Source organism: Mesorhizobium cantuariense (assembly GCF_042647205.1).
In the GTDB taxonomy this organism is placed as follows: domain Bacteria; phylum Pseudomonadota; class Alphaproteobacteria; order Rhizobiales; family Rhizobiaceae; genus Mesorhizobium; species Mesorhizobium cantuariense.
The window spans coordinates 6,010,827-6,026,064 of record NZ_JBHRVD010000001.1 but is presented as its reverse complement, the minus strand read 5'-3'; the positions used below and the strand labels follow the sequence as shown (position 1 = coordinate 6,026,064).

Below are 15,238 nucleotides of genomic sequence, written 5' to 3'. Positions count from 1 at the left end.
CTATCCCTTCATCGCGATGATGCGCCGCGCAGCGTTGAGGCCAGGCGCGCCGGAGACGCCGCCGCCGGGATGCGAGCCGGCGCCGGCCAGGAACAGCCCTTCGACCGGGGTGTCGTAACCTGACCAGCCGGAGACGGGGCGCGCGACCAGCATCTGGTCGGCCTGCAATTCGCCGTGATGCCAATGGCCGCCCGGCATGCGGTAGCGCACCTCGATGTCGGCTGGCGTCAAAAGCTCGGCGTGGACCACGCTCTTGCCGATGCCGGGCGCGTGAGACTCGAGCTGAGCCATGATCGCCCTCAGGAATTTCGGCTTGCCGGCATCCCAGCCCTCCTTCAGCGCATAAGGCGCGTATTGCACGACCGCCGACAGCACGCAGGCGCCGGCGGGCGCGAGCGATGGGTCGGCGAGGCTGGGCAACGTGATCTCCATCACCGGCTCGGGCGAGAACTCGCCGTATTTGGATGGGTTGAAGGCGCGCTCGACGTGATCGGGCGAGGGCGCGATGACCAGCCGTCCCTTGTGGCCGGCGGCATCGACACCGGTGAACTGCGGCGGCCGGTCGAGCGCCAGGTGGAGCTTGGCCGCATCGCCCTTCATACGGATATTTTTCACCTTGCGCACGAAGCCGGTGTCGATCTCGCGCGGTCCAACGAGGTCGAGGAAGGTCGTCGCCGGGTTGATGGCCGAGACGATCGTCCTCGCGCGCAGCACCTCGCCATTGTCGAGCGCGACACCGACGGCGCGGCTTTTCTCGACGATGATCTTGGCCACCGGAGCCGATGTGCGGATGGCGACGCCGGCGTTCTCCGCCGAAGCGCGAATGGCGGTGACAACCGCGCCTATGCCGCCCTTCGGCACGATCTGCGCGCCGGCTTTGCCGCCGGTCTCGCCCGCCAGCCGATAGTAGAGACCAAGCAGCGAGGTTGGCGAACGCGGACCGAGATGGCTGCCAAGCGTCGCATCGAAGGCGAGCAAGCCCTTCAGCCTGATGTCCGTGAGCTGTTCGTCGAGCAGGTCGGCGACGTTCATCAACAGCACGCGCAGGAAATCGCGCATGTCCTCCTTGCCGAGCTTCTTCAGCGCCAGCGCGGTCTGGCCGAGCGAAGCGGTCTCCAGCAGCGACATGCCGGCGAGATCGGGCGGCCGGCGGGACAGGAGGGGTTTCAGGATGCCGGCATAGCGCAGCAGTTGTGCGCGCAGGTCTTTCCAGGCGGATTGCTCGGACGAACTGGCTCCGGTCAGCATCTCGCCATAGGCGCCATGCAAGACAAGCGGCGGGCCATCCTTCGACAAAGCCACCGACGGCATGAAGTCGGCGCGCGCGAAGTGCAGCCCGTGCTTTTCCAGCTCCAGCACCTTCATCACATCGGGATGCAGCCGGTTCAGCAGATGGGCGACCGAGGAGGCGCGAAAGCCTGGCGCGAATTCCTCGGTGCGCGAGGCGCCACCGACTTCGCTTGCGGCTTCCAGCACCAGCACCTTGCGGCCGGCTCTCGCCAGCGCGGCAGCGGCAACAAGGCCGTTGTGGCCGCCGCCAATGACGATGGCATCAAATGACGTCATGGGCCGGGCTCATATGCGAGGTGGATTTGGCAAGGTCGCGCAGGATTTCCGCCGCGGCATTGCGGCCGGGCGCGCCCATGACGCCGCCGCCGGGATGGGTCGAGGAGCCGCACATATAGAGCCCGCCGACCGGCGAACGGTACTGCGCGTAGCCCGGCACCGGCCGGTTGAACAGAAGCTGGTCGAAGGTCAGTTCGCCCTGGAAGATGTTGCCTTCGGTGAGACCGACCTCGGCCTCGATCTCGCGCGGCGTGCGCACCTCCATATGGACGATGCGGCCGCGGAAACCCGGCGAGTACTCCGCGATCTGCGAAATCACGCTTTCGGCAAAACCGTCGCGGTCGGCATCGGTCCACTCGCGGCCGCCGATCTTGGGCGGGGCGTATTGCACGAAGCAGCTCATGAAGTGCTTGCCGGGCGGTGCCATGGTCGGGTCGAGCGTTGTCGGGATGACCATGTCGAGGAAGGGATCGGCGGACCAGCGCCCGGCCTTCCAGTCGTCATAGGCGCGCTCCATGCGTTCCATCGAATCGGTGAAATGCATGTCGCCGCGATAGACTGGCGAATCCTTTGGCAGTGCCGGGAATTCCGGCAGCGAATCGAGTGCGATGTTGACCTTGCCGGACGAGCCTCGGATCTTGAAGTTCTTGACCCGGCGCAGGAAGATGTCGGGCAGTTCCTTTTCCTCGACCAGATTGAGGAAGGTGCGCTTCACATCGGCATTGGAGACGACGAGCTTGCCGTAGATCTCCTCGCCGCCGGCCAGCACCACGCCCCTGGCCTTGCCGCGTTGGACGAGCACATGGTCGACCTCGGCGCCGGTGCGGATGGTGCCGCCCGAGGCCTTGAAGGAGGCGGCGAGTGCCTTGGTCACGGCGCCCATGCCGCCACGCGCATAGCCCCAGGCGCCGACCGAGCCGTCGACTTCGCCCATATAGTGATGCAAAAGCACGTAAGCCGTGCCCGGCGACATCGGCCCGAGCGCGGTGCCGATGATGCCGGACAATGCGAAGTTCGCCTTGATGACGTCTGTCTCGAAATATTCGTCGAGAAATTCCGAGATCGACATGGTCCAGAAGCGTAGCGTCAGCGCCATTTCCTCAGCCGACAGGCCTGCGAATTTCTTGCCGAGATAAAGCAGCTCGCCGAGGTCGCGCGGCCGCAGGCTGGTCGGGTCGGGCGCGGTGCGCATCAACAGCGGCTGGATGAAGCGGCACTGCCGCGTCACATCGCGGGCGTAGCGGTCATAGGCTTCGGCATCGCGCTTGGAGAAGCGGGCGAATTCGCGCCGGTGTGCGTCGTGGTCGCGGTAGTTGGCAAGGTAGTCGCCGTCGCGGGTGAACACCGCGCCGCCCTCGTAGGAGATGACCTGCAGGCCGAAGTGCGGCAGTTCGAGGTCGCGCATGATCTCAGGGCGAAACAGCGAGCAGACATAGGAGCAGTTGGAGTAGAGGAAGCCCGGCGTCAGTTCCCGGCTGGTGGCGGCGCCGCCGACCCAGTCGTTCTTCTCGACCACCAGCACGTCGAGGCCGGCGCGCTGCAGGTAGCAGGCGTTGACCAGTCCGTTGTGCCCACCGCCGATGATGATCGCATCCCAAGCTTTCATTTTGGCCCAGTCTTCATTCTGACCCGCTCTTCATTTTTGCGTGATCTGTTCCCCGAATACGCGGAATTTGGCACGGCATCAGCCATTCTGTCCAGCCATACTGAATGAATGTTCAACAAATGGTGTTGCGTTTTCTCATCCTTGAGATACGCTTTGCCGGCATTCTAAAGTGCTTAAATCGGCTGACGGGGACGACATCCGATGATTGAGACGGCAGATGCCGGGCCGGAGTACGGCGATACCACCATCCGCTTCCTCGAGGCGCTGTGGGGCGACGGCTATCTGTCGCCGGGCGGGCCGGACGAGGTCGACCGGGTGGTCGAAGGGCTTTCACTCAAGGGCAAGACCGTTCTCGATATAGGGTGTGGCTCCGGCGGCATCACGCTGCATCTGGTCGAGCGCCACGGTGCCGCCCACGCCACCGGCTTCGATGTCGAACAGCCGGTGATCGAAACGGCGAGACAGCGTGCCGCGGTGCGAGGGCTCGCGGATCGTGTCAGCTTCATCCAGGCGTCGCCGGGACCACTGCCTTTCGCCGATCGCTCCTTCGATGTCGTCTTCTCCAAGGATGCGCTGCTGCACGTGCCTGACAAGGATGCCTTGTTTGCCGAGATTTTTCGCGTGCTCAGGCCGGGCGGTGTCTTTGCCGCCTCCAACTGGATGATCTCTCATGACGGTGAACCGTCACCTGAGATGAAGGCCTATATCGCTGCGGAAGGGCTGTCCTTCGCCATGGCTTCACCGGCACGCTATGCGCAGGCGATGCGCAGCGCCGGCTTTGCCGATGTCACTGTCAGGGACCGCAACCCCTGGTACCGCGACGTCGCGCGCGGTGAGCTGGAAAGGCTGAAGGGGCCACTCTATCCGACGGTCGCGGCCGCGGTTGGCGTAGCCTATGTCGACAAGAACATACGAACCTGGGAAGCCATGCAGAAGGTGCTTGACAGTGGTGAGCACCGTCCCACTCATCTTCGCGGTCGAAAGCCGGTTGGATAGCCGGCGATGCTGGAGACCATCAGACCCATGAAGACTTCAGTCGCCAGGGAAGCCCTCCTCGAATCGGCGCGGAAAAGCGAGGCCGAAAAGCGCGGACGCAAGGCCTCGAAAGAGGTCAGGCAGCTTCAGCTCATCGAGGCGACGATCGATTCCCTGGCCAAGCGGGGCTATTCGGAAACGACGATGGCCGATGTCGCCGACGGCGCCGGCCTGTCGCGCGGCATCGTCAATTTCCATTTCGAGAGCAAGGAAAAGCTGCTCATCGCGACCTTGCAGCATATGTATGACGAGTACTCGGCGCACTGGCGCAACGCCTTGCAGAAGGCAGGCGATGACCCCGCCGATCAGCTTCAGGCGCTGGTCTCCGCCGATTTCGACCGCTCGATCTGCAACAAGCGCAAGCTGGCTGCCTGGTGCGCCTTCTGGGGCGAGGCCAAGTCGCGGCCGACCTATCAGGCGCTGAGCAGCGCGCGCGATGCCGTTTATCAGACCATCTTCATCGACCTGTGCGCGACGCTGAAGCAGAGCGGCTCCTATGCCTATGAGCCGCAGGTCATGGCGCTGGCGCTCAGCGCCATGCTGGAGGGGCTGTGGCTGCGGCTGATGATGGGGACCGAGGACACCAGCCGCGAGACCGCCTTGCAGGCGGCCAACGAATTCCTGTCGGTGGCCTTCCCGAAACACTATCCGTCGAAGGCCGCCAACGCGACGAAACCATAAGAAAATCAGAAGAAGACAGAGGATGGAGCAATGAAGAAACTGACCCGACGCCTGACATTGACCCTGGCGCTGACTGGTGCGCTGGCGGCTTCGGCCGCGGCACTTGCGGTCGCGGCCGACAAGGACCTGATCGTGTTCGACTGGTCCGGCTATGAGGACCCAAGCTTCCACCCGAAATATGTCGAGAAGAACGGCGACTCGCCGACCTTCGCCTTCTTCGGTGATGAGGACGAGGCGTTCGAGAAGGTACGCTCCGGCTTCAAGGCCGATCTCGGCCACCCCTGTTCGCAAAGCGTGGCGAAATGGCGCGAGGCCGGCCTGCTGCAGCCGCTCGACCCCTCGAAGATCACAGGCTGGAAAGACCTCAATCCCGGCATCATGGCGATGAAGGATCTTGCCACCACGCCGGATGGCAAGGCGTGGTTCATGCCCTGGGACTGGGGCAATACGCAGCTCACCTACAATACCTCCAAGATCGACGCCAAGGATGTGCAATCGCTGAAGGCTTTTGCCGATCCCAAATTCAAGGGCAGGGTATCGATCGGCGACAATGTAGACGACGCCTATGCGCTGGCGAGCCTCGCTATCGGCCTCAAGGACTGGACCAAGATGACGGACGACCAGTTCAAGCAGGCGTCCGACTTCCTGCGCCAGGTGCACAAGAATGTGCGCTCCTACTGGACCGACACCACCGACGTGGTGCAGCTGCTGAGCGGCGGCGAGGTCGATCTTGCCTGGGCCTGGAACGATGCCACCGTGCAGTCGGTCGCCGCCGGCGTGCCGATCATGGCCAAGAAGGACATCGACGAAGGCATCTCAACCTGGGTCTGCGGCTATGTGCTGTTCAAGGACGCGCCCGGCAATGTCGACAAGGCCTATGACTATCTGAACGCCGTCAACGATCCGGAGACCGCCAAGGTGCTGGTCAAGGACTGGGGCTACGGCCAGGCCAATGCCAAGGGCATGGCCGGTGTCGATCAGGCAGTGCTGAAGGAAAAAGGCTATGACGACGTGCAGAAATTCGTCGACAAGACGCTGTTCCAGTCGCCGGTGCCGTCCGACCTCAAGCTCAAGATGATCGCCGAATTCGAGAAGATCAAAGCTGGCTATTGAGCCTGTCCCGACTGCCCGTTCGTCCCCTCCACGGCGGGCGGACGGGCTCGCCAAAGCGGTCGAATTCTCCTAACCTCGTAGCAACCTTTTTCGCGACCGGGGGAGTTTCGCGCCATGAAGTCAGTGCTACGCCGCCTTGTCCTCGCCGCCGTGTGCGTGATCGGCGCCGGTGCGGTTCATGCCTTGGCGCAAGGCGGCGGCGATCTCGTCGTGTTCGACTGGTCGGGCTATGAGGATCCGCTGCTGCATCCCGCCTACACCGCCAAATACGGCGCCGAGCCGACCTTCGCTTTCTTCGGCGACGAGGACGAAGCCTTCGAGAAGATGCGGGCGGGCTTCAAGGCCGACATCGCCCACCCCTGCTCACAAAGCGTGGTCAAATGGCGCGATGCCGGCATACTGCAACCGCTCGACACCTCCAGGATATCAGGCTGGAAGGACCTCAATCCCGGCATCATGGCGATGAAGGATCTCGCCACCACCGCCGACGGCAAGACCTGGTTCATGCCGTTCGACTGGGGCAACACCTCGTTGCTCTACCGCACCGACAAGGTTTCTGCTGAACAGGCGCAATCGCTCAGGGTCTTCGCCGATCCCAAGTTCAAGGGCCGCGTCACCATCGGCGACAATGTCGATGACGCCTATGCGCTGGCGAGCCTGGTGATCGGCCTCAAGGACTGGACCAAGATGACCGACGCGCAGTTCCAGGAGGCGTCCGCCTTCCTGCGCGACGTGCACAAGAACATCCGCTTCTACTGGACCGACGACACCGACCTCAACCAGGCTTTTATCGGCAATGAGGTCGATCTCGTCTGGGGCTGGAACGAGACCTTCGTGACGCTGAAGGGGCAAGGCATGCCGATCGCCATGAACCGCGACACCAAGGAAGGGATTTCGACCTGGGTGTGCGGCTATGTGCTGATGAAGGATGCGCCTGATAAGCTCGATGCAGCCTATGATTTCCTCAGTGCGGTCAACGCACCAGCCGTCTCGGACTACATGGTCAAGACTTTCGGTTACGGTCATGGCAATGGCGCCGGCATGGCTGCGATCGACCACAAGGTGCTGGTCGAGCGCGGCTTCGACAATCTCGACAAGTTTCTCGACAAGACGCTGTTCCAGCAGCCGGTGGCGCCGGAACTCAAGCAGCGCATGGTCGCCGAGTTCGAGAAGATCAAGGCCGGCTATTGAGGGGCGAACCGGAAAAAACCGATGTCGTCATCGTCGGCGCCGGCTTCACCGGCCTGTCGGCAGCGCTTGAGCTGAAGGCAGCCGGCATCGACTTTCTGTTGCTCGAAGCGCGCGACCGCGTCGGCGGGCGGGTTGAGTCCATGGAGATCGGCGACGGCGAGCGTATCGACAGCGGCGGTCAGTTCCTGTGCGAGGATATGCCGGCGCTGATGGCGTTGGTCGAGGAGCACGGCAAGACGCTGGTCGAGGCCTATGTCGACGGTGAATTTATCGCCCAGCCGGCAATGTCCGCGGGGGAGGCGGAACGAACCTATGTCGGCTCGATGATGATCCGCGATCGCATGAACGCGATCGCGCCCGATGATCCAGATATCGCCGGCTTGTCAGTCGCCGCCTGGCTCGATCGCCAGAACGATCCCGAAGACGCCAAGGCAGCCTTTCGCTCGATGATCGAAGGTCTGTGGTGCCAGGCACTGGAGAAGCTGCCGCTTTGGCACCTCATCGACAATGATCGCCGTATCACCAACGAGGTGTCGGAGCTGCAATACTTTCTCGCGGAGACGATGCATTCGCTGGCAGAGGATTTGGCTCAAGATCTGGGCGCCCGGGTGCGGCTTGGTGTGCATGTGACGCGCATCGGGCAAGGCGCAAATGGCGTGTCCATCCATGCCGGCGCGGGTTCGATAGAGGCTCGTTGTCTGCTCGTCGCCGTGCCGCCGGTCATGGCGTCGAGGATCGACTATTCGCCGCCACTGCCGGCGGCCCTGGAGAAAGCACTCGGCGTCTGGCGGAGCGGTACGGTGATCAAGATGCTGGCGCGCTATCCTACCGCCTTCTGGCGCGCCAAGGGCCTGAGCGGCATGGTGATGTGGCGTGACCAGCCAGGTTTGTTTGCCTGCGACGCCAGCAAGGATGACGATCATCCGGCGCTGGTGGTTTTCATTGGTGGTCCATCAGCCATCGAATGGCGCGGCTTTGGGCAGGAAGGCCTCCGCACCAGAATTGCGGCGCGCCTCGTTGCGGCACTCGGTCCGGAAGCTGCGAAATGGATCGGCTTTGCCGTCCGATACTGGTTCGACGACCTCGGGAGCGTTGGCGGCTACAGCGACCTCATCGTCAATATGGATGCGACCGACGCCGAGCGTACCATCCTGGCCGGCGCGCCACCTGTGCATTTCGCGAGTTCAGAATTGTCGCCGTCATTCCCGGGCTATGTCGAAGGCGCCATCGTTGCCGGTCGCATCGCCGCGCGCAAGATCATCGCGGAGCTTCAGTCGGCCATCGCCACCAAAGCCTCGGGATCGTAGGCGAGGCGGATCGAGGTGCCGACCGGAATGTCGTCGGCGCCGAAGTCGTTCGTCTCGGTCACCGACAGTGGCTTTTCCAGTCCTGGTATCTCGACGATCAGATGGGTGATCTCGCCAAAATAGTGGCGTTCGACCACCTTGCCGGCCACCTCGAACTTGGCCGTCGCATTGTCCCACAGGACACGCAGCCGCTCCGGTCTTATGCCGAGCGTGGCGCCGCCGCCATTGCGGACAAAAGCCTTCGGCTTGTCCGTCTTGATCCGGCCGAAGCCAAGCGTGTCGACGATCAGCGACGCGCCATCCTCCTCGACGATCTGCGCCTTGACGAAATTCATGCCGCCGAGGAAGTCGGCGACCTGGCGGGTGACCGGCCGCTGGTAGATCTCCTTGGGCGAGGCGACCTGCGCGATCCGGCCGCCGAACATCACGGCGATGCGGTCGGACATGGCGAGCGCCTCGTATTGGTCGTGGGTGACGAGAACGAAGGTGATGCCGACCGCCTGCTGCAGGCGGCGCAGTTCGACCTGCATCTGCTCGCGCAGTTTCTTGTCGAGCGCCGACAGCGGTTCGTCGAGCAGCAGCACCTTGGGCCGCATCACCAGTGCGCGTGCCAGCGCCACGCGCTGCCGTTGGCCGCCGGACAGTTCCGTCGCCAGGCGCTTGCCGAGCCCGGTGAGCGAGACCTGCGCCAGCGCCTCCTCGATCCGGCGTTTCTCCTCGCCGCCCTGCAGCTTCAGCCGCTTCAGCCCATAGGCGACATTCTGTTCGACATTGAGATGCGGGAAGATCGCATAGCTCTGGAAGACCATGTTGGTCGGGCGGCGATTGGCCGGGATGCCTTCCATCGGCTGACCGCCGACAGAGATCGAACCGCTGGTAGGATTGTCGAAGCCGGCGATCATGCGCAGCAGCGTGGTCTTGCCGCAGCCGGATGGGCCGAGCAACGAGAAGAACTCGCCTTCCCGGATGGTCAAGGAGGCGTCGTCAAGCGCTTTGAACGCTCCATAGCTGCGGGTGACGTTCTTGATCTCGATCATGGATCGGTCGGATTGGGGGCGCAAGATCTGGGGCTGCTCAGGCATAGAGGCCTCCCTCGTTCCGGGTGCGTCTGGCCGCGCGGCGACGCAGGATTTCGGCGACGGTCATCAGCAGAAACGAGGCAACCAGCAGCAGCGTGCCCAGAGCCAGCACGCCCGGCAGTTTGGCGGCGAAGCGCAACTGGCCCCAGATGTAGATCGGCAGCGTCGCCTCGGTGCCGGTCAGAAAGAAGGCGATGATGAACTCGTCGAGCGAGATGGTGAAGCAGACCAGCAGGCTGGAAATGATGGCCGGCGCCACCATCGGCAGCGTCACCCGCCGGAAGGTGCCGAAGGCGCTCTCGCCGAGGTCGGCGGAGGCCTCTTCCAGGCTGCGGTCGAAGCCTTCGAAGCCGGAGGTCAGCACCGTCATCGAATAGGGAATGCAGACCAGCACATGGCCGAGCACGACGGTGAACAGCGACAGGCTGAGGCCCAGCTGCAGCATCACCAGCAGCATCGAGATGGCGACGATCACCTCCGGCAACACCAGCGGCGCCATGATCAGGCCGTGAATGGTGCTGCGGCCGGGATAGCGATAGCGGGTGATCGAGCGCGCGGCGAGGATGCCGAGCAGAGTGGACAGGACGGCGGCCGACACGCCGACGATCAGGCTGTTCCAGGCGGCGTCGAGCAGAGCCGGCGTGCGTGGCAGATCCTCGTACCAATGCAAGGTGAAGCCGGTGAGCGGAAATTTCGGTGTCGCCGCCGTGTTGACCGAGAAGATCGGCAGGAAGATCACTGGCAGATAGAGGAACACGACGTAGAGCAACGCATAGGCACCCAGCCAGCCGCCGGACAGGAAACGCCGCACCGCAATCATCGCGCCAGCCTCTGCACGGCGCGGATGATCAGCACCGTGGCGCCGGCCATCAGCGTCACGATCAGCATGGTGGTGACGGAAAGGGCGGCACCCAGCGGCCAGTTGGAGGCCTTGCCGAACTGCGCCTGGATGGCGTTGGCGATCATGACGCCGTCCTTGCCGCCGACCAGCTTCGGCGTGACGTAGTCACCGACGGTCGGGATCATGACGATCAGAGCCGCCGAGATGACGCCAGGCGCCGACAGCGGCAAGGTCACGCGCAGGAACGAGCGCAGTGGGCCGTCGCCGAGATCGGTGGCTGCTTCGACCAGCGTGCGGTCGACCTTTTCCAGCGAGACGAAGATCGGCAGGATGGCGAAGGCCGCCCAGGCATGGGTGAGCGTGATGATGACGGCGCTCGAATTGTAGAGCAGCGCGGTCGACGGCTCGTCGATGATGCCGAGGCCCATCAGGCCGGAATTGAGCACGCCATTGTAGCCGAGGATGACCTTCCAGGACATCACCCGCAGCAGGTAGCTGGTCCAGAACGGAATGGTGATGAGGAACAGCCACAGGCTCTTGTGGCGGCCGCCGTGGAAGGAAATGAAGTAGGCGATCGGATAGGCCAGAAGGACGGTGAGCAGACTGACCGTCAGCGAAATGTAGAGCGAGCGCCACAGGAGATCGCGGTAGATCGGCTCGGTCAGCGCGACGCGGTAGTTTTCCAGCGTGAAGGTGCGGTCGATGGTCAGATAGTGCTGCGTCCAGAAGGAGTGCGCGATGACCACCAGAATCGGTAGCACCAGAAGGATGAGCGCGTAGATGAAGGTCGGGCTGATCAGGGCAAGACCCTGTACGGGTTCGGACTGCAGAAGGGCATTTCGTCTGGCCCGCGTCATGCGCAACGGGGGCGACCCTTCCGCGGCCGCCGTCATTGCAGGGCTCCGGGTGTGATCTCTGTGGCTGGCCTGGACTGTCCCGCCATGCGGCATCCCATTGTGCTGGCGCCGGCTGCTCGTCCCCTTGCCGGCTTTCTTTCATCATGCGCGCATCCGTGGATTGAAATCAAGCGCTAATTCTGCAATATTGATTGAACGGACATTCAAAATGAAGTGAAGAAAGCCGACTTTCCTGCGCTTGGCGTCACACTTCGTGTCCGATGAAGTCTGTGAAGCAATGTGAGGCGATGATGGCTGCGGCAAGAGACCTGAAGGCGACCGAAATGGCCGGTGCGGAGCCCGGCGACGATGCCGTCGAACTGGCCAAGCGCCATCTCATCCAGCCCTGGCCGTTCGCCGGTTCGGTCGGTGCCGAAGCGCGCGCGTTGATCGGCGAAGGCGACGGCATTTACATCACCGACAGTACCGGCAAGCGGCTGATCGACGGACCGGCCGGCATGTGGTGCGTCAATGTCGGCCACCGCCGCGAGGAGCTCGCCAAGGTGATGTACGATCAGGCGATGGCGCTGTCCTACAACACGCCGTGGTACACGATGAACGCGCCTTCGGCGGAACTCGCCATGCGCATCGCCGGCCACGCGCCGGGCGATCTCAGCCATGTCTTCTACACCACCGGCGGCTCTTCGGCCGTCGAGACGGCGCTGCGCTTCATGCAGTTCTACAACAATGTGCGCGGCCGGCCGGAAAAGAAGCTGATCCTGAGCCGCGGCGGCGCCTATCACGGCTCCACCTATCTGTCGGCCTCGCTCAACGGCCGCCCGCGCGACCGGGACTGGATGGACGGCGCCGACGAACTGGTCATCAAGCTGTCGTCGCCCGATCCGTTCCGCCGCCCGCACGGCATGAGCCTGGCCGCCTTCACCGATTTCCTCGTCGATCAGTTCCGCGACACGGTCGCCCGGGTCGGCACTGAGCGGATCGGTGCTTTCGTCGGCGAGGCGGTCCAGGCATCCGGCGGCGTCGTCGTGCCGCCCGACGGCTATCTCAAACGCATTCGCGAGATCTGTCGCGACAACGACATCCTCTATGTCTCCGACGAGGTCGTGACGGCTTTCGGCCGGCTTGGCCATGTCTTTGCCTCCGGCGACGTGTTCGGCATCGATCCGGACATGATCACCTTCGCCAAGGGCGTCACCTCGGGCTATTTCCCGCTCGGCGGCGTCATCATCTCGGAACGGCTGCTGGAGGAACTGCGCCGCTCGAACCATCCCGACGCGATGTTCGGTCACGGCCTGACCTACACCAGCCATCCCGTCGGCTGCGCGGTGGCGCTGAAAAACCTCGACCTGCTGGAAGAGGGCGTGCTTGCCCACACGCAGGCGGTCGCGCCCTATTTCCAGGCGCAGCTGAAAACACTGGAAGAACTGCCGCTGGTCGGCGAAGTGCGCGGGATGGGGCTGATGGGCTGCGTCGAATGCGTGGCGGACCGCGAAAGCAAGGATCTGCTGCAACTCGACAAGGATGTCGGCAAGCGCATCGACGCCCATTGCCATGAGCTTGGCCTCCTGGTCCGGCCGCTGATCAACATGTGCGTGATGTCTCCGCCGCTGGTCATCACCCGCGAGCAGATCGACGACATGGTCGGCATCTTGCGCGAGGGCATTTCGCGGACGATGGACGATCTGAGGAAAGAAGGCGTGTGGCGGGGATAGCTCCCTTCTCCCCGTTCTACGGGGAGAAGGTGCCGGCAGGCGGATGAGGGGCGGCGCCGGGCCATGCTGTTCGGTCAGGCAGCTGCTCGCCTGGCAAGCGGCCGGCGGCGCAGGTCCGCCTTCAGGATCTCCGGTTTGCAGGCCTGCTCGAGCGACCCGACATTGGTGCCGGCGGCACGATCTCATAGGTCCGATGAAGTCGTCCCTCAGAACGACGTTGATGCCAGCGATTATAGCAATTTTCCCCAAGCCCGGGACACCGCAACGCTGCAAGTTGTGGCGGCGATGTTCCGGCGCCGAAAGGGGCTTCCGTCGCAAAATTTCCACAAGGCGCGCTTGCCGGACGCGATATGGACGGTCGGGACTGCGCTAGGCAGTTGAGTCCGTCTGCCTGGAAACGATAGGCAGTATGACGATGGCGATTTCTCCGTTTCTCACCGCTCTCGGATCCGAAGGTCCCCCAGCCGACCACGCGAAAGACATGGAGCTATACGGTTGGCTCATTGGAAGTTGGGAAATGGATACGATCCACCACCTGGACGACGGCACGATCGAGAAATGGGATGGAGAATGCTATTTTGGCTGGGTGCTCCAAGGCCGCGCGATTCAGGATATCTGGATCAGGCCCAAGCGCCCTGCACCGTCGACGATGTATGGTACGACCTTGCGCATCTTCGATCCTGAGATCGATGGCTGGCACATCATATGGAACGACCCCCTCAACCGGGACCAATCACGCCAGATCGGGCGGGCCGAGGGTAAGGACATTGTCCAGCTCGGCAATGACTCGCGCGGTCTGAAAACGCGATGGCGTTTCACTGAGATCACCGCCAACAGCTTCCACTGGATCGGCGAGGAAAGATCTTCCGAGAGTGACTCTTGGAAAATCACGTATGAACATCTAGCCCGCCGAACAAAACCCTGAAGCTGGTGGTGTCCGCTTGGTACGACACCCGCATCTGTTTTGAACCAAGCCACCTTGCCATTCGCTCCTACGACCGCGATCTGAGCGCGTCGTTCAAATTCCACATGTCCTTCTCCTCGGGCGCGGTCTCCAGGCCCAGCACCGGCAGCATCTTGCGCAGATGATCGTGGTGGGTGCGCACGCCATATTCGAGGTCCGAGAGATAAAAGCCCTCGAAGGCTTCGGACAGCATGGATTCGTTCGACCACACCGACAGCTGCACATCTTCCGACATGGTGTCGCGGTCGATGCGGAAGGAGAGGTAGCGGGCGGCGGCCTGCTCGCGGCTTTCGTCGCGGTAGCGGTAGATGGCGCCGCGCAGGAGCGTCTCACCCGTCGACAGCGGAAACTCCTGATAGAACTGCACCGATTCCGGCATCACCGAAATGACCGCATTGGGGAAGATGCCGTAATAGACCCAGGCCTTCTTCAGATAGTCGGGCAGATGTGCCGGCTCGGGCGCAATCTTGACGTAGTTCTTGACGCTCCAGCGCCGGCCGGCATGCGGGTTGTAGGTGGCGAAGGAGCGCGACACGCCGTTGATGAAAGGCTCGTCGAAATAGGTGGCGCCATAAAGATCCTGCAAGGCGGGATGCGCCATGGCGACGTGATAGCCCTCATTGTCGACATCGCGCACTGACTTCCAGTTCACCGGGGTCTTCTGGTTCCAGATGCCCCAGGACGGCACCATGTCGGCGGCGTTGTAATGTGCGAATTCGGGCTCGATCGGCTTCATCAGCTCGGCGACCGAGGGCTGCGGCCCGCCATTGCGGAAGCGGATGAAGATGAAGCCCATCCAGACTTCCAGATCGAGCGGCATCAAGCCGAACTCGGTCTTGTCGAGGTCGGGGAAGGAACGCGGGCGTGCTGCGCCGCGCAGCGTGCCGTCGAGATTGTAGACCCAGCCATGGAACGGGCACACCAGCGCGTTCTTGCAATTGCCCTGGCTGTCGGCGACGACGCGGCTGCCGCGGTGGCGGCACATGTTGTTGAAACCGCGCACGACGCCATCCTTGCCGCGCACGATCAAGGCGCGCTCGCCGACGACGTCCATGGTCAGATAGTCGCCGGCGTGAGGGACGTCCGAGACATGCCCGACGATCTGCCAGTGATTGCGAAAGACGTGCTCCTTCTCGAGCTCGAGAAGGGCATCGGAATGGTAACTCCAGCCCGGGAGTCCCCGCCGGTCCCAATCGTTGGGGATCGCCACGTCACGGAGGTGCGGGTTCATAAACGTCTCTTCTTTTTATTGAATACTCATTCAAAAAAAGCATATTTTTCATTGA

13 protein-coding genes are annotated in these 15,238 nt (G+C 63.0%); 7 read left to right on the top strand and 6 right to left on the bottom strand.

Features of this window, described 5'->3' with window-relative positions:
• On the bottom strand, window positions 1–1,566 hold the full coding sequence (locus tag ACFOJ9_RS29375; protein WP_378984129.1) for a phytoene desaturase family protein: 1,566 nt from the start codon (window positions 1,564–1,566) through the stop codon (window positions 1–3).
• A complete protein-coding gene (locus ACFOJ9_RS29370) occupies window positions 1,553–3,172 on the bottom strand; it encodes a phytoene desaturase family protein (protein ID WP_378984127.1) in 1,620 nt (539 codons plus the stop codon). Before ACFOJ9_RS29370 ends, ACFOJ9_RS29375 begins: the two co-directional genes overlap by 14 nt.
• A 201-nt stretch (window positions 3,173–3,373) precedes the next feature.
• On the opposite strand from ACFOJ9_RS29370, the gene ACFOJ9_RS29365 reads away from it, so the two are divergent.
• The 5 genes from ACFOJ9_RS29365 (at window position 3,374) to ACFOJ9_RS29345 (ending at window position 8,499) form a co-directional block, all read left to right on the top strand.
• Window positions 3,374–4,168 carry a class I SAM-dependent methyltransferase gene (locus ACFOJ9_RS29365; protein WP_378984125.1) on the top strand — a complete coding sequence of 265 codons (795 nt, stop codon included), beginning with the start codon at window positions 3,374–3,376 and terminating at the stop codon, window positions 4,166–4,168.
• Between the two features lie 6 nt (window positions 4,169–4,174).
• Window positions 4,175–4,888, top strand: coding sequence for a transcriptional regulator BetI (gene betI, locus ACFOJ9_RS29360; protein ID WP_378984123.1), 714 nt, complete (start codon window positions 4,175–4,177; stop codon window positions 4,886–4,888).
• A gap of 30 nt (window positions 4,889–4,918) precedes the next feature.
• Window positions 4,919–6,001: an ABC transporter substrate-binding protein gene (locus tag ACFOJ9_RS29355; protein WP_378984121.1), complete on the top strand. Its 1,083-nt coding sequence runs from the start codon at window positions 4,919–4,921 to the stop codon at window positions 5,999–6,001.
• A 114-nt stretch (window positions 6,002–6,115) separates the two neighbouring features.
• Entirely contained in the window at window positions 6,116–7,192 is a 1,077-nt protein-coding gene (locus ACFOJ9_RS29350; RefSeq protein WP_378984119.1) for an extracellular solute-binding protein, read from the top strand.
• Window positions 7,189–8,499, top strand: coding sequence for a flavin monoamine oxidase family protein (locus tag ACFOJ9_RS29345; protein ID WP_378984117.1), 1,311 nt, complete (start codon window positions 7,189–7,191; stop codon window positions 8,497–8,499). The genes ACFOJ9_RS29350 and ACFOJ9_RS29345 overlap by 4 nt, the downstream gene beginning before the upstream one ends.
• Here ACFOJ9_RS29345 and ACFOJ9_RS29340 read toward each other — a convergent pair.
• Genes ACFOJ9_RS29340 through ACFOJ9_RS29330 form a run of 3 tightly spaced genes read right to left on the bottom strand, consistent with a single transcriptional unit; the run spans window position 8,463 to window position 11,312 of the window.
• Window positions 8,463–9,536 carry an ABC transporter ATP-binding protein gene (locus tag ACFOJ9_RS29340; RefSeq protein WP_378988127.1) on the bottom strand — a complete coding sequence of 358 codons (1,074 nt, stop codon included), beginning with the start codon at window positions 9,534–9,536 and terminating at the stop codon, window positions 8,463–8,465. The genes ACFOJ9_RS29345 and ACFOJ9_RS29340 overlap by 37 nt on opposite strands.
• A gap of 37 nt (window positions 9,537–9,573) precedes the next feature.
• On the bottom strand, window positions 9,574–10,398 hold the full coding sequence (locus tag ACFOJ9_RS29335) for an ABC transporter permease (RefSeq protein WP_378984115.1): 825 nt from the start codon (window positions 10,396–10,398) through the stop codon (window positions 9,574–9,576).
• A complete protein-coding gene (locus tag ACFOJ9_RS29330) occupies window positions 10,395–11,312 on the bottom strand; it encodes an ABC transporter permease (protein ID WP_109665225.1) in 918 nt (305 codons plus the stop codon). Before ACFOJ9_RS29330 ends, ACFOJ9_RS29335 begins: the two co-directional genes overlap by 4 nt.
• Before the next feature lie 254 nt (window positions 11,313–11,566).
• Here ACFOJ9_RS29330 and ACFOJ9_RS29325 point away from each other — a divergent pair, with 254 nt between their 5' ends.
• Window positions 11,567–12,988, top strand: coding sequence for an aminotransferase (locus ACFOJ9_RS29325; RefSeq protein WP_378984112.1), 1,422 nt, complete (start codon window positions 11,567–11,569; stop codon window positions 12,986–12,988).
• A 517-nt stretch (window positions 12,989–13,505) separates the two neighbouring features.
• Entirely contained in the window at window positions 13,506–13,913 is a 408-nt protein-coding gene (locus ACFOJ9_RS29320) for a hypothetical protein (protein ID WP_378984110.1), read from the top strand.
• A 67-nt stretch (window positions 13,914–13,980) separates the two neighbouring features.
• Here ACFOJ9_RS29320 and ACFOJ9_RS29315 read toward each other — a convergent pair whose 3' ends face one another.
• On the bottom strand, window positions 13,981–15,183 hold the full coding sequence (locus ACFOJ9_RS29315) for an aromatic ring-hydroxylating oxygenase subunit alpha (protein WP_378984107.1): 1,203 nt from the start codon (window positions 15,181–15,183) through the stop codon (window positions 13,981–13,983).
• Window positions 15,184–15,238 lie beyond the last annotated feature (55 nt).

What these genes read in the sequence shown, in the direction of transcription:
- ACFOJ9_RS29370 (WP_378984127.1), bottom strand. Translation starts at nt 3,172, where the DNA reads ATGAAAGCTTGGGATGCGATCATCATCGGCGGTGGGCACAACGGACTG.
- ACFOJ9_RS29320 (WP_378984110.1), top strand. Translation starts at nt 13,506, where the DNA reads ATGGATACGATCCACCACCTGGACGACGGCACGATCGAGAAATGGGAT.
- ACFOJ9_RS29335 (WP_378984115.1), bottom strand. Translation starts at nt 10,398, where the DNA reads ATGATTGCGGTGCGGCGTTTCCTGTCCGGCGGCTGGCTGGGTGCCTAT.
- ACFOJ9_RS29350 (WP_378984119.1), top strand. Translation starts at nt 6,116, where the DNA reads ATGAAGTCAGTGCTACGCCGCCTTGTCCTCGCCGCCGTGTGCGTGATC.
- ACFOJ9_RS29340 (WP_378988127.1), bottom strand. Translation starts at nt 9,536, where the DNA reads ATGATCGAGATCAAGAACGTCACCCGCAGCTATGGAGCGTTCAAAGCG.
- ACFOJ9_RS29325 (WP_378984112.1), top strand. Translation starts at nt 11,567, where the DNA reads ATGGCTGCGGCAAGAGACCTGAAGGCGACCGAAATGGCCGGTGCGGAG.
- ACFOJ9_RS29365 (WP_378984125.1), top strand. Translation starts at nt 3,374, where the DNA reads ATGATTGAGACGGCAGATGCCGGGCCGGAGTACGGCGATACCACCATC.
- ACFOJ9_RS29330 (WP_109665225.1), bottom strand. Translation starts at nt 11,312, where the DNA reads ATGACGGCGGCCGCGGAAGGGTCGCCCCCGTTGCGCATGACGCGGGCC.
- ACFOJ9_RS29315 (WP_378984107.1), bottom strand. Translation starts at nt 15,183, where the DNA reads ATGAACCCGCACCTCCGTGACGTGGCGATCCCCAACGATTGGGACCGG.
- ACFOJ9_RS29355 (WP_378984121.1), top strand. Translation starts at nt 4,919, where the DNA reads ATGAAGAAACTGACCCGACGCCTGACATTGACCCTGGCGCTGACTGGT.
- ACFOJ9_RS29375 (WP_378984129.1), bottom strand. Translation starts at nt 1,566, where the DNA reads ATGACGTCATTTGATGCCATCGTCATTGGCGGCGGCCACAACGGCCTT.
- betI (WP_378984123.1), top strand. Translation starts at nt 4,175, where the DNA reads ATGCTGGAGACCATCAGACCCATGAAGACTTCAGTCGCCAGGGAAGCC.